This is a genomic window from Microbulbifer pacificus (genome assembly GCF_033723955.1).
GTDB classification, from domain to species: Bacteria; Pseudomonadota; Gammaproteobacteria; order Pseudomonadales; family Cellvibrionaceae; genus Microbulbifer; species Microbulbifer pacificus.
In genome coordinates this window covers 1,303,805-1,317,500 of record NZ_CP137555.1, presented here as the reverse complement: position 1 = coordinate 1,317,500, position 13,696 = coordinate 1,303,805, and the positions used below count along the sequence as shown (strand labels likewise).

General features: G+C 57.5%; 10 protein-coding genes and 2 rRNA genes (1 of these 12 only partly in view). 11 read left to right on the top strand and 1 reads right to left on the bottom strand.

Annotation, left to right across the window (positions count from 1 at the left end):
* The 8 genes from R5R33_RS05920 to R5R33_RS05885 all read left to right on the top strand — a co-directional run.
* Positions 1 to 1,807, top strand: a 23S ribosomal RNA gene (locus R5R33_RS05920) (it extends 1,079 nt beyond the left edge of the window).
* A 202-nt stretch (positions 1,808 to 2,009) separates the two neighbouring features.
* Positions 2,010 to 2,125, top strand: a 5S ribosomal RNA gene (gene rrf / locus R5R33_RS05915).
* Positions 2,126 to 2,591: 466 nt separating this feature from the next.
* The gene (locus R5R33_RS05910; protein WP_318955120.1) at positions 2,592 to 3,071 is read left to right on the top strand and encodes a glutathione peroxidase; all 480 of its coding nucleotides are present in this window, start codon (positions 2,592 to 2,594) and stop codon (positions 3,069 to 3,071) included.
* 554 nt (positions 3,072 to 3,625) lie between these two features.
* Positions 3,626 to 5,161 carry a 2-isopropylmalate synthase gene (locus R5R33_RS05905; RefSeq protein ID WP_318955119.1) on the top strand — a complete coding sequence of 512 codons (1,536 nt, stop codon included), beginning with the start codon at positions 3,626 to 3,628 and terminating at the stop codon, positions 5,159 to 5,161.
* A 20-nt stretch (positions 5,162 to 5,181) separates the two neighbouring features.
* Positions 5,182 to 5,964 (top strand): hypothetical protein, encoded by a 783-nt coding sequence (locus tag R5R33_RS05900; RefSeq protein ID WP_318955118.1) that lies wholly within the window; start codon positions 5,182 to 5,184, stop codon positions 5,962 to 5,964.
* A gap of 41 nt (positions 5,965 to 6,005) precedes the next feature.
* Positions 6,006 to 6,497: a ribosomal protein S18-alanine N-acetyltransferase gene (gene rimI / locus R5R33_RS05895; protein WP_318955117.1), complete on the top strand. Its 492-nt coding sequence runs from the start codon at positions 6,006 to 6,008 to the stop codon at positions 6,495 to 6,497.
* A gap of 71 nt (positions 6,498 to 6,568) precedes the next feature.
* Entirely contained in the window at positions 6,569 to 7,942 is a 1,374-nt protein-coding gene (locus R5R33_RS05890; RefSeq protein WP_318955116.1) for an MATE family efflux transporter, read from the top strand.
* 28 nt (positions 7,943 to 7,970) lie between these two features.
* Positions 7,971 to 9,059, top strand: a complete 1,089-nt coding sequence (locus R5R33_RS05885; protein ID WP_318955115.1) for an alpha/beta fold hydrolase — start codon at positions 7,971 to 7,973, stop codon at positions 9,057 to 9,059.
* Between the two features lie 60 nt (positions 9,060 to 9,119).
* Here R5R33_RS05885 and R5R33_RS05880 read toward each other — a convergent pair whose 3' ends face one another.
* Positions 9,120 to 10,895 carry an aminopeptidase P family protein gene (locus tag R5R33_RS05880; protein WP_318955114.1) on the bottom strand — a complete coding sequence of 592 codons (1,776 nt, stop codon included), beginning with the start codon at positions 10,893 to 10,895 and terminating at the stop codon, positions 9,120 to 9,122.
* A 142-nt stretch (positions 10,896 to 11,037) separates the two neighbouring features.
* Here R5R33_RS05880 and R5R33_RS05875 point away from each other — a divergent pair, with 142 nt between their 5' ends.
* Genes R5R33_RS05875 through R5R33_RS05865 form a run of 3 tightly spaced genes read left to right on the top strand, consistent with a single transcriptional unit; the run spans position 11,038 to position 13,665 of the window.
* On the top strand, positions 11,038 to 12,621 hold the full coding sequence (locus tag R5R33_RS05875) for a peptide chain release factor 3 (RefSeq protein ID WP_318955113.1): 1,584 nt from the start codon (positions 11,038 to 11,040) through the stop codon (positions 12,619 to 12,621).
* Between the two features lie 39 nt (positions 12,622 to 12,660).
* Positions 12,661 to 13,278: a 1-acyl-sn-glycerol-3-phosphate acyltransferase gene (locus R5R33_RS05870; protein WP_318955112.1), complete on the top strand. Its 618-nt coding sequence runs from the start codon at positions 12,661 to 12,663 to the stop codon at positions 13,276 to 13,278.
* 39 nt (positions 13,279 to 13,317) lie between these two features.
* Positions 13,318 to 13,665: a hypothetical protein gene (locus R5R33_RS05865; protein WP_318955111.1), complete on the top strand. Its 348-nt coding sequence runs from the start codon at positions 13,318 to 13,320 to the stop codon at positions 13,663 to 13,665.
* Positions 13,666 to 13,696 lie beyond the last annotated feature (31 nt).

Below are 13,696 nucleotides of genomic sequence, written 5' to 3'. Positions count from 1 at the left end.
ATAGCTCACTAGTCGAGTCGGCCTGCGCGGAAGATATACCGGGGCTCAAACTGGTAACCGAAGCTGCGGATGCTCTTTATGGGCATGGTAGAGGAGCGTTCTGTAAGCCGTTGAAGGTGAACTGTGAGGTTTGCTGGAGGTATCAGAAGTGCGAATGCTGACATGAGTAACGACAAGGGGGGTGAAAAACCTCCCCGCCGGAAGACCAAGGGTTCCTGTCCAACGCTAATCGGGACAGGGTTAGTCGGCCCCTAAGGCGAGGGCGAAAGCCGTAGTCGATGGGAAACAGGTTAATATTCCTGTACTTGCAATTGCTGCGATGGAGTGACGGAGAAGGCTAGGCCAGCATGGCGATTGGTTGTCCATGTTTAAGGTCGTAGGCTGGGGGATTAGGCAAATCCGGTCCCCTAAGGCTGAGAACTGATGACGAAGCTTACTTCGGTAAGTGAAGTGGTTGATGCCCTGCTTCCAGGAAAAACTTCTAAGCTTCAGGCAATTGCGAACCGTACTCTAAACCGACACAGGTGGTCAGGTAGAGAATACCAAGGCGCTTGAGAGAACTCTGGTGAAGGAACTAGGCAAAATGGTACCGTAACTTCGGGAGAAGGTACGCCGGTTTTGGTGATGGGACTTGCTCCTTAAGCTGAGGCCGGTCGAAGTGACCAGGTGGCTGCGACTGTTTATTAAAAACATAGCACTCTGCAAACACGTAAGTGGACGTATAGGGTGTGACGCCTGCCCGGTGCCGGAAGGTTAATTGATGGGGTTAGCGTAAGCGAAGCTCTTGATCGAAGCCCCGGTAAACGGCGGCCGTAACTATAACGGTCCTAAGGTAGCGAAATTCCTTGTCGGGTAAGTTCCGACCTGCACGAATGGCGTAACGATGGCCACGCTGTCTCCACCAGAGACTCAGTGAAATTGAAATCGCTGTTAAGATGCAGTGTACCCGCGGCTAGACGGAAAGACCCCGTGAACCTTTACTATAGCTTTGCACTGAACTTTGAGCCTACTTGTGTAGGATAGGTGGGAGGCTTTGAAGCAGGAACGCCAGTTCCTGTGGAGCCATCCTTGAAATACCACCCTGGTATGTTTGAGGTTCTAACTCTGGTCCATTATCTGGATCGAGGACAGTGTATGGTGGGTAGTTTGACTGGGGCGGTCTCCTCCCAAAGAGTAACGGAGGAGTACGAAGGTGCACTCAGCATGGTCGGAAATCATGCAATGAGCATAATGGTATAAGTGCGCTTGACTGCGAGTCAGACATGACGAGCAGGTACGAAAGTAGGTCATAGTGATCCGGTGGTTCTGTATGGAAGGGCCATCGCTCAACGGATAAAAGGTACTCCGGGGATAACAGGCTGATACCGCCCAAGAGTTCACATCGACGGCGGTGTTTGGCACCTCGATGTCGGCTCATCACATCCTGGGGCTGAAGCCGGTCCCAAGGGTATGGCTGTTCGCCATTTAAAGTGGTACGCGAGCTGGGTTTAGAACGTCGTGAGACAGTTCGGTCCCTATCTGCCGTGGGCGTTGGAGATTTGAGAAGAGTTGCTCCTAGTACGAGAGGACCGGAGTGAACGAACCTCTGGTGTTCCGGTTGTCACGCCAGTGGCATTGCCGGGTAGCTATGTTCGGACGGGATAACCGCTGAAAGCATCTAAGCGGGAAGCCTCCTTCAAGATGAGATCTCCCTGAGACTTCGAGTCTCCTAAAGGGCCGTGGAAGACTACCACGTTGATAGGCTGGGTGTGGAAGCGTTGTGAGGCGTTGAGCTAACCAGTACTAATTGCCCGTGCGGCTTGACCATACAACAGAGATGGTTACTAACGATTGAATTGGGTTGTGGCCCAAGAGACACACAAGCAAGATCGACTTGCGGTGTATTACTACAGAATGTTTCACCGATTAATTTGGGGTTATCGCGGTCCGAAGAGACCAGGCAAACAGCGATAACAGGTAGCGCAGGGCAACAATCGCCCATAAGACCAACACCAACCCAAGCCAGTTTGCCTGACGACAATAGAGTTGTGGAACCACCTGATCCCTTGCCGAACTCAGAAGTGAAACGCAACATCGCCGATGGTAGTGTGGGGCTTCCCCATGTGAGAGTAGGTCATCGTCAGGCTTCTAATCCAAAAGGCCGTACAGGAAACTGTACGGCCTTTTTCTTTATCTGCTTTTTATTTTTACCTGCATGACGACGCGGCCGCCGAACAGCGGATGGCTCTGCAGGAGCTCGCGTAACTCCCGGAACATAACGGTTGCTCTATTTCCTCACCAGGCTGCAAAGCTTATCCAGGGCTCTGCTAAATTACCCACCGACGCTTTTTTAAACGCCTCCCGAACCCCAGTAACCACGGGCCTCAGGTCCAATATCCCAAACTTATCCCCAGCTCTGTCCAGTGTTTCTGTGAGTAAGAGGCCTGTGTATAACCCAAAAAACTCCATTAAAAACAATCCACATCAAATCCCGGGAAAGCTAAAGCAGCAGGCTTCGGTGCCGGGAATAACAAATACCTGTGGTATACGGATTTGCCATTCGAACCGGACACCAGTAGCGTTGGGCTCTTCCTGAAACAAGAGATCTTCAAATGACCGACCTCTACTCCATTCCTTTCCAAACCATTGATGGCAAACAGACCACGCTGGAAGAACACAAAGGCAAGGTATTGCTGATCGTAAATACGGCGAGCAAATGTGGATTTACTCCCCAGTACCAAGGACTGGAAGACCTGTATCGCGAATACCGTGAGCAGGGGCTAGTGGTACTCGGTTTTCCCTGCAATCAATTTGGTCAGCAGGAGCCTGGGAGCGATAGCGAAATTCAGGAGTTCTGTGCAATCAATTATGGTGTCAGCTTTCCGGTGTATTCCAAGGTGGATGTAAATGGTGGAAATGCCCACCCCCTGTTTACTTCGCTGAAGAAGGAGGCTCCGGGAATTTTCGGTACTGAGGGGATCAAATGGAACTTCACCAAGTTTCTCGTCAACCGGGATGGGCAGGTGGTTGGGCGTTATGCGCCAAAAGACAAGCCTGAGGCGCTGGCATCCGATATCGAAAAACTGCTTTGAGCCAATTGAGGGTTCACGGGGGCCACATCGCCTCACCGTGAACCTGTCCTAACCGAGATGTTTTTTTAAATATTTGGCTTTTGTGATGATGTTTTTGCAAATGGTTGTCGATTAAACGCTCTAAGTAGGATGGGCATTGAGGGGATGGCGCTGCGGGCTTATAGTCTTGGATCGTGACACCCGGGTAAGGCATTCGGGTTGTTGCGGGAGCCTCAAAAGGGCTTCGACATAATTGAATTCAATCAACCAGAACATTGAAGCTATAGCCATGTTTCCCACTATCCCAGTCAATTCGATAGTGCCGGTCGGAAGGCGAACTGTCTTTTGCCCAATAGGCCTCCAGCACTCACAAATTTTCCTCAGCGCCAGAAATTCTCTTGCTACTGGGTATTCTGCTTCCTCTCCACTACTAGCTGGCCTGCTACGACTGCCCAATCGCGGCAGATAATTTTATTCGCGTACCTCTCGACAGAATTCCGTACTTAATTAGAGCAGTGCGTAGACAGCGGCAGTCCTGCTGTTTAGCCTCGGGCCAGACTAGGAGAAGAGTCCAAATGAACACTAAAAAAGATAAATTAGTCATTTTTGATACCACCTTGCGCGATGGTGAGCAGAGCCCCGGCGCTTCCATGACCAAGGAAGAGAAAGTCCGTATTGCGACCATGCTTGAACGCATGAAGGTGGATGTGATTGAGGCAGGCTTTGCCATCGCCAGCCAAGGCGATTTTGAAGCGGTGCAGGCGGTGGCGGAGACCGTTAAAGATTCGACGGTGTGCAGCCTGGCCCGCGCTGTAGGGCCAGATATCATTCGCGCCGGTGAGGCGCTGAAGAAGGCCAATTCCTCGCGTATTCACACATTTATTGCCACATCTCCTATTCATATGAAGTACAAGCTTCAAATGGAGCCAGAAGATGTGCTGCGCCAAGCGGTGGAGGCGGTTAAAACTGCGCGCCAGTTTACCGACGATGTGGAATTCTCCCTCGAAGACGGCAGCCGTTCCGAGCCGGAATTTATGTACCGCATTATCGAGGCGGTGATCAAGGCCGGTGCCGGCACGATCAATATTCCCGACACTGTGGGTTACGGTGAGCCGGGCGAGTACGGCGCCATGTTCAAGCGGGTAATCGAGAATGTGCCCAATTCAGACCTGGCGATTTTTTCTACCCATTGTCACAACGACCTGGGCCTCGCGGTGGCGAACTCCCTGTCTGCGGTGATGAACGGTGTGCGCCAGGTGGAGTGCACGATCAATGGCTTGGGCGAGCGGGCGGGTAACGCCTCTCTCGAGGAAATCGTGATGGCGGTGCGTACCCGCCATGACATCTACCCGGTGGAGACCGGCATTGATACCACCCTGATCGTACCCACTTCGCGCTTGGTATCTTCCATTACCGGGTTTCCGGTGCAGCCCAACAAGGCGATTGTGGGGGCCAATGCCTTTGCACATGAATCCGGCATTCATCAGGACGGCGTGCTCAAGCATCGCGAAACCTATGAAATCATGCGCGCAGAAGACGTGGGCTGGGGACAAAACCGCTTGGTATTGGGCAAACACTCCGGGCGTGCGGCGGTAAAGGCGCGGTACGAAGAGCTCGGTGTTAGCTTTGCCGACCCGGGTGAGTTCAATGTGTTGTTCCAGCGCTTCAAGGATCTCGCCGACAAGAAACACGAGATCTTTGACGAGGACCTGCAATCTCTGATTTCCGGCGCTTCAGCCCCGGTAGAACACTACCAGCTGGTGGATCTCGAGGTGCGCAGTAAAAGTGGCACCAATCCACAGGCCCGGCTGGAACTTGAGATCGGCGGTGAAAAGACCAGTTGTAGTGCGGAGGGCAGTGGTCCAGTCGATGCTACCTTCAAGGCCATCGAATCAGTGGTCGGTAGCAACGCGGATCTGAAACTCTACTCGGTGAATGCGGTGACCCAGGGGACAGATTCTCAGGGCAGCGTGACCGTGCGACTTGAGCGCGATGGCAGACTGGTCAATGGTGTGGGTGCCGATACAGATATTTTGGTGGCATCCGCAAAAGCCTATCTGGATGCTTTAAACTTGCTCGCCAGCAAAAGCAGCAAGCCGGAAGGCGTTTGATCGGATAAACGGGGCCAGATGTGAACGAACTACAGCGGACGGAATACCTAACGGCACTGGGTGTAACCAGCTATATGCCGCGTTTCCGTCTGTCGCTGGCCCCGGAGCCGACCCAGGCGGAGTTACCGCCGGCCATTGACGAAGCTGCAGAAGCGGCGCCTGCGGCGGCAGTGATGGCCGCAATAGGTGCTGTGCCGTCGTCACCGGTAGCCGAACGCCCGCAGTCTGTTGAGGGGCTGCGCTCGAACTCTGCGCCAGAAATCAGCCGGGTAATCGGTAGTATCACCACCGAAACCCGCGCTCCCCGCGTGGAGGTGGAGTCGGAACCGCTGGCGCCTCAGCAGCAGGTCACCCCCTTTGTACTGAGCTGCTGGTGGCAAGGCGACGAGTTGCTGGCGGTCGACAGTCGCGAACCCGGCAGTGCACTGCCGGTGGAAGCGCTGTTTGGCAATATTACCCGTGCACTGGGCTGGCACCAGCTGGCTAGTGGGCGCGACAAGCTCAAGTGGCCACTGGCAGAAAACCCGTTTGCCGCTGCTGGCGGTGCCGCGGATGCCCGCGATACTTGCACTAGCTGGCTGGAAGCGGCAGTCGCGCGCAGGCCGGTGAAGTCCATCTGGCTGATGGGGGCGCAGGCACGGGATTTCTGTGCGCCGGTATCCCTGGAGGATGGCGTCGCGGACTGGAACGGTGTGAAACTGGTCGCCATGCCCAGCCTTACTGAACTTCTGAGCGAGCCACTGCGCAAGCGCGAAGTGTGGCAATTGCTTCGAAAACTCTACCCCGAGCAGACCCGGCGCTGAGTCTTGCCTGCCGGACCCAAACCGAATTTGGATATCGCGCGGTGAATACCTCCCCCTCTGGGCATCTTCCCCATTCCGATACGATTACCGGGCTGACGCTGGAACAGGCGGCATTGCCTGACTGCGACGCTCTGGCGCAGCTGGCGCGCAGTGCCCACACTCATCCGTGGAGCGCGGGTCAGTATCGCGGCAGCATGGAATCCGGACACCACTGCTGGGTGTTTCGTACCAATGAAGGCGCGATTGCCGCCTGCTGTGTGGTCAGCCGGGTGTTCGATGAAGTGGAAGTGCTCGATGTCGCGGTAGCGCCGGAATGGCGACGCCGTGGCGTTGGAGCAAGTCTGCTACAGCAAATTTTCTCCTCACTGCCAGAAGATGTGGCGCGGGTACTGCTGGAAGTGCGAGCCTCCAACCGCGCCGGTCGCGCGCTGTATCACAAGCTGGGCTTTTCCGAAGATGGCCGCCGCAAGAATTATTACCCCAAGGCGGATGGCAGTCGGGAAGACGCACTGCTGATGAGTCTGATATTGTAATCACCAATTTGGACGGTCAGTTCGTCGTGACTCTGTATCGTCCCCCGCCTGATTAGTATTCCGGTAATTCGATGTCATCCCAACGAACCCTGCCCTCCCTGCTTGAAGGTCCGGTTGCGGCACACCTGCGCCGTTTGGCCCTGCCCATGGTGTGGGGCATTCTCGCCACCATGTCGTTCAATGTGGTGGATACCTACTTTGTCGCCCAATTGGGGGACGGGCCACTGGCGGCAATGAGCTTTACCTTCCCAGTGGTGATGGTGATCAATGCGCTGGCCATCGGGCTTGGTGCCGGGACGTCTTCGGCGGTGGCGCGGGCTTGTGGTGCCGGCGATATGCTGCAGGTGAAACAGCTGGTCAGCAACGCCACACTGTTGGCGCTTGTTATCGCTGTGGTTGTCAGCGCGCTGGGATTGCTGACCATCGAGCCTCTGTTCCGGATGCTGGGTGCACAAGAGCGGCTGTTGCCGCTGATCGCGGAATACATGGTGCCCTGGTATCTGGGCGCCGTGTTTGCGGTGGTACCGATGGTTGCACTGTCGGCGCTGCGCGCCATTGGCAACAGCGCCATTACCGGACGCATCCTGATGGCGGTGGCGCTGTTCAACCTGATCCTCGACCCACTGCTGATATTTGGCCTTTATGGCTTTCCTCGGCTCGAACTGCAGGGGGCAGCGCTGGCGACCGTGATCGCCCGCGGTTTGAGCTTTGCCATCGCACTCAATGTACTGGTGCGGCGGGAGCAGATTTTGGGAATGCCGAGCAGACATTGGCCGGAGCTGAAAGCGTCCTGGCGGGCACTGCTGGCGGTGGGGCTGCCGGCAATTGCCACCAATGTGATCATTCCCATGTCCGGCGGCGTGGTTGTGGCGCTGGTGGCCAGCCACGGCGCCGACGCGGTGGCGGGGCTCGGTGTGGCGCTGCGCATCGAGCCGGTGGCGCTGATCGTATTCTATGCGCTGTCTTCCGTGGTCGGTCCTTTCATGGGCCAGAACGCGGGTGCAAACCGGCACGATCGGCTGATCGAGACGGTGTCGGTGCTGGCGCGCTTCAGTATTTTCTTTGGAGTTGGCCTCGCGCTGGTGTTATGGCTGTTCGGCGGCAAGGTGGCTTCACTCTTTAGTGACTCCCCGCAGGTACTGGCGGTCGCCGTGGCCTACCTCACCCTGGTGCCAATCAGTTATGCCGGCTATGGCTTTGTCATGTCTGCGAATGCCGCGTTCAATGGTCTCGGTCATCCTCTGCCCGGTACATTCATATCGTTCCTGCGCGTGCTCGGGCTGTATCTACCGCTCGCCTGGTTGGGCAATCACTACTGGGGGATACAGGGGCTGTTTGTGGCGACGGTGATTTCCAATCTGGCGATTGGCGCCATGGCATGGTGGTGGCTGCGCCGCTACCTGGGAACGCGTGCTGCACAGCTTGAAAGCGCGCTGGCGAAATAATTCCAAATTAACGCGGTGGGGACTTTGTATGTTGATGCCTGTTGTGCGGCGAATGTCTTGGTGGATGGTGCTTGGCTGGATGGCGCTCGGGGGTGTAGCGCTACGCGCTGAGATTGCGAGTACGACGGAGAGCCCGTTTGACCGCTATCCGATCCATTTCACCACGGTCAACGAAACCGCGATCGCCTATCAGGATATGGGGCCGCGAGATGGCGAGGCGGTGCTGCTCATCATGGGGCTCGGTGCGCAGATGCTGCACTGGGGGGATACGCTGGTACAGGGGCTGCTGGACAGTGGTTACCGGGTCGTGTTGCTCGATAACCGGGATGCCGGGCTGTCGCAGAAATTTTACGCGCTGTCGGCACCGCCGGTGTGGTGGACGCTGGTGCGGGCGAAAGTCGGTTTTACCCCGGAACCCGCCTACCGTCTGCAAGATATGGCGGCAGATGCCGTAGGGGTACTGGATACGCTCAACATCCGCCAGGCACATATTGTCGGTGCCTCCATGGGCGGCATGATTGCACAGGTGTTGACGGCGGAATATCCGCAGCGGGTACTCACCTTAACCTCGATCATGTCCAGTTCCGGTGCGCCTCACCTCACCGAATCCAAGACCGAAGCGATTTCCGCGCTGGCGCTGGGAGCGAAATCCGATATCGGCCGCGAGTTGGAGTTGGCCAATCGGGTGACCATCGCGCGCACCATTGGCTCGCCGGATTATTTCTCCGAGGACTATGCCCGGCAGCTGGCAGTGCGGGTACTGAACCGCGGCAGCTACGGACCGGGTACCGTGCGACAGTTCCAGGCGATTCTTGCCAGTGGCGACCGCTCGCGACTGCTCGGGAGCATTGATGTGCCGGCGCTGGTCATTCACGGCGAAAGCGATCCGCTGCTGCCACCGGATCACGGTCGCGATACTGCGGACAAGATTCCCGGCGCGCAGTTTGTGGCGATTGCCGGCATGGGGCACGCGCTGGAACCGGAAGTGAGCCGCCGGGTACTGGCGGCCATGCTGCCGTTCTGGGACGAGAGTCGCAGCCAGTCGGGGTTGGATGTTTCCGAGGATGAGATGGGACCGGTGGAGGCGGGCACGTCTATCGGGAGTGCTCCCCTGTAACAAACGTGACACTCGGGCGCCGTCCTAGAGCTGACAGCGCCCGAGCCTGGCATATGGGGATCAGGCTCTCGCTAGCGGCGCGGTAGCCGCAACCAGCCAGGCCCTGGTCTGCTCATTCACCAGCGGTGACAGGGTCTCCTGCACTTTCTTGTGGTAATCGTTCAGCCATCCCAGCTCGCTATCGCTAAGCAGTGCCGGGTCAATCAGCTGGCGCTCGATGGGCACCAGGGTCAGCGCGTCAAATTCCAAAAAGCCGGGATAGTTCTGGCTCTCGGTGATAAAGATCAGATTTTCGATGCGGATGCCGTACTCACCGGTGAGATAGAAGCCCGGCTCGTTGGAAACGATCATGCCCGGCTCCAGCGCCACGTTGGTGGTGGCCTTGCCGATCCGCTGTGGGCCCTCGTGCACACTCAGAAAACTGCCCACGCCATGACCGGTGCCGTGGGCGTAGTCCAGCCCCACATCCCACAGGGACTTGCGCGCGAAAGCATCGATCTGCTCGCCACAGGTACCTTTGGGGAAGCGCAGGGTGGCGAGGGCGATATGGCCCTTCAATACCCGGGTGAATTGTCCTTTTGCCTGTTCCGGAAAATCGCCCAGCGCCACGGTGCGGGTGACATCGGTGGTGCCGTCCGGGTACTGGCCGCCGGAGTCGATCAGGTAGATACCCTCGGCATGCATCGGCAGGCTGGATTCCTGGGTTACACGGTAGTGCACGATGGCACCGTTGCCGCGATAGCCTGAGATGGAGTCAAAACTGTCGTCGGTAAACCCCTCACGCTGTTCGCGCTTGCTGCGCAGTAAATCCACCGCTTCCAGTTCACCAAAATTCTCGCTACCCACTGCGCCCGGCAGCTCCGCGAGAAATTCACACAGTGCGGCGCCGTCACGGATATGCGCGGCGCGGCTGCCCTCCAGTTCCACCGTATTCTTGCGCGCCTTGGCGACGGTGATGGGGTCGCGCTCCAGCAGAATCTGCATCTCGCGGTTGCGCAGTTCGTGCAGGGTCCAACAGTTAGTGAGCAGCGGATCGGCCCACACTTTCTGCACATGCTGGCGCTCGGCGGCAACAAACAGGGAGGCCTTATCACTGACGATTTCCACATCCCGGCCAAGGTGCTGACGCAGGGCGTCACTGGTGGCGCTCTCCGCCAGATACAGGGTGGCGCTGCCATCCCGATACAGGAATCCCATGGACAGCGCGACCGGCAGGTGAGGGATGTCGCTGCCGCGAATATTGAACAGCCAGGCGCAGACTTCCGGATTGGCGAGCCACAGGGCGTCCTGTTTCTTTGCTGCCAGCATTTCGGCAATGCGCTGGCGCTTGCTGGTGGACTCCTCGCCGGTAAAGGCCAGCGGGTGCGGGCGCGCGGCACCACTCGGGGTGGCGGGGCGGTCTTTCCAAATGCTGTCGATCGGATTGGCGTCGAGTGCACGCAGGTGGATGCCGCACTCATCGAAGCGCTTTTTCAGCGGTGCCAGTCCGGGCTCGGTGTGCAGGCGCGGATCATAGCCGAGGGTATCGCCTTCCCGCAGCGCTTCGCACAGCCAGTTGGTGATATCCACAGGCGTGAGGCTCTGCTGTTCGATGGGCTGGCTGCCGATCTGCTGTGCGGCCTGCAAGGTGTAGCGGCCGTCCACAAACAGTGCGCTGCGCTCGCCGGCGGTGGCGGCGAGGCCGGCGGAACCGGTAAACCCCGTTAGCCAGGCGAGACGCTCGTCGGAGCCAGGTACATATTCGTTCTGGTATTCGTCGCAACGGGGGGTCAGGAATCCCTGTACCTGTTGCTCAGCCAGTGCTTGCCGCAGTGCCTCGAGACGTTCCTGACTCATTATTCACCTCTTGAATCGTGGAAGATGCCACGGGGTTTCTTGATAGAGTTTCTTGACAGATTTTGCAGTCTAACAGGCCCCAGAGCCGTGTGCCGACGTGTATAATGCGCGCCTGTTTTTTATCCAGCCGTATTTTTGCATTATGGGTCAATCCTCCTCCCTGGCGGGCATCAATGGCCGCCGTACCTTTGCCATCATCTCCCACCCGGACGCCGGTAAAACCACGGTGACCGAAAAGTTGCTGCTGTTCGGAAATGCCATTCAGCTGGCGGGCTCGGTCAAGGGCAAGAAGGGGCCGCACGCCCGTTCCGACTGGATGGCGATGGAGCAGGAGCGCGGTATCTCCGTGACATCGTCCGTCATGCAGTTCCCCTACAAGGGCCGCGTGGTAAACCTGCTGGATACTCCCGGACACGAGGACTTCTCCGAAGATACCTACCGCGTGCTCACCGCGGTGGATTCCGCGTTGATGGTGATCGACGGTGCCAAGGGTGTCGAGGATCGCACCATCAAGCTGATGAACGTGTGTCGCCTGCGCACCACGCCGATCCTGTCGTTTATCAACAAACTGGACCGGGATATCCGCGATCCCATCGAAGTGATGGACGAAATCGAGGAAGTGCTGAATATCAAGGCGGCGCCGATCAACTGGCCGCTGGGCTCCGGCAAGAACTTCAAGGGTGTGTACAACCTTTACACCGACACCATTCACGTGTTCAAGCAGGGGCAGGGACACACCATTCCCGACGATATCCAGATCCAGGGTCTTGATTCTGCAGAGACGACCGCACTGCTGGGTGAATATGCCGACGACATGCGCGATGAAATCGAGCTGGTGCGCGGCGCGACCCACGAATTTGATCTGGACGAGTACCGTGCGGGTAAACTGACCCCGGTATTTTTCGGTACTGCGCTCGGCAACTTCGGCGTGCGCGAAATGCTGGACGGCTTCGTGGAGTGGGCACCGGGCCCGCAGTCGCGCGCGACCAACGAGCGCACCGTAGAACCCTCGGAAGACAAGTTCTCGGGGTTCGTGTTCAAGATCCAGGCGAACATGGATCCGAAGCACCGGGACCGCATCGCCTTCATGCGCGTGTGCTCCGGCACCTACAACCGCGGTATGAAAATGAAACACGTGCGCATCGGCAAGGATGTGAAAATCGCCGACGCGGTGACCTTCATGGCCGGCGACCGCACTCACGTGGAAGAGGCGATTGCCGGCGATATTATCGGCCTGCACAATCACGGCACCATCCAGATCGGCGATACCTTCACCGAGGGCGAGAGCCTGAAATTTACCGGCATCCCGAACTTTGCCCCGGAACTGTTCCGCCGCATTCGCCTGAAGGATCCGCTGAAGCTGAAGCAGCTGCAGAAGGGACTGCAACAGCTTTCCGAAGAGGGCTCCACCCAGGTGTTTTTCCCGCTGGATAACAACGACATCATCGTTGGTGCCGTGGGGGTGCTGCAGTTTGAAGTGGTGGCCTATCGCCTGAAGGACGAGTACAAGGTGGAAGCCATTTACGAGAACGTGAATGTGAACACCGCGCGCTGGGTCGACAGCGACAGTGCCAAAGAGTTGGAAGCCTTCCGCAACAAGGCAAGCATCAACCTGGCGCTGGACGGTTCCGGGCATCTCACTTACCTGGCGCCGACGCGGGTGAACCTGCAGTTGGCGGAAGAGCGCCACAAGGAAATCCGCTTCTACGCAACCCGTGAGCATTGATCCGAAAAATATCCGCAGTAACAAGAAGAGAAATTCGCAGTGACAGCCGCAAAGAAAACAACTATCCCTGCCGATCTGCCGGAAGAAATGCCGCGGGTGGGCAACTGGCTCACCCAGGGTATCGGCCTGATGATCGTCAAAATGCTCGGCTGGCGGTTTGATGGCAATTTTCCGCCGGAAAAGAAATTGATGGTGGCTCTGGCTCCGCACACATCCAACTGGGATTTTGTGGTGGCCATGCCGTTCATCATGGCGCTCAAGCTCAAAGCGTCGTGGATGATGAAAAAGGAAGCGTTTTTCTTCCCGTTCAAAGGGCTGTTCATGGCGCTGGGCGGAATTCCCACCGACCGCGGCGCGGCGGGCGGGCTGGCCAAGGAAATGGCGAGCCAGTTCAAGCAGAACGAAAAAATGTGGGTCGCGATTACTCCGGAAGGCACCCGCAAGAAGGCGCACAAGTGGAAGAACGGATTTCTGCGCATTGCCTATGCCGCGGATGTGCCGGTGCTGCTGGTGGCCTGGGACTTCCCCACCAAACGCATCTGTATAGATTCCCTGTACCAGCCTACCGGTGAACTGGAGCAGGACATGAAGGAGATCCAGCGGCGCTTCAGCAAATACCGCGGGCGCAACCCGGAACACCAGACGGATCTGGGCTGATCTGGACTAAGTCGCCTGAGAAATCGGAGGAGGGCAGTAGTGAATATCGCAATTACGCTCTGCCTGTCCTTCGCGGTGTTCGCCCTGATTTTCTGGGGCATGATGCATATGCGCACACCGCGCTTTCGCATGGAGCGCGAGCAGTTCCAGCGCGGTCTGGAAGATGTGATTGTCGGGCAGGCAGATGACAACGAGTGGCGGGTGCTGATCAGTTATCCGATGCGCCACGACCCGCCACTGGAGCAGCTCCGCCTCGAGTGCCTGCAGATCGAAGAAGAAGAGTACACCGGCAAGCCGCCCTATCTGTTTACCGAGACCGGCCTGCAACAACTGCGGGATGTGCGCGAGCGATTGCTGGCGCTGCCACCGCAGGATGAAACTGAATAATTTCCATAAATACCCAAAGCGCTGTAACTGG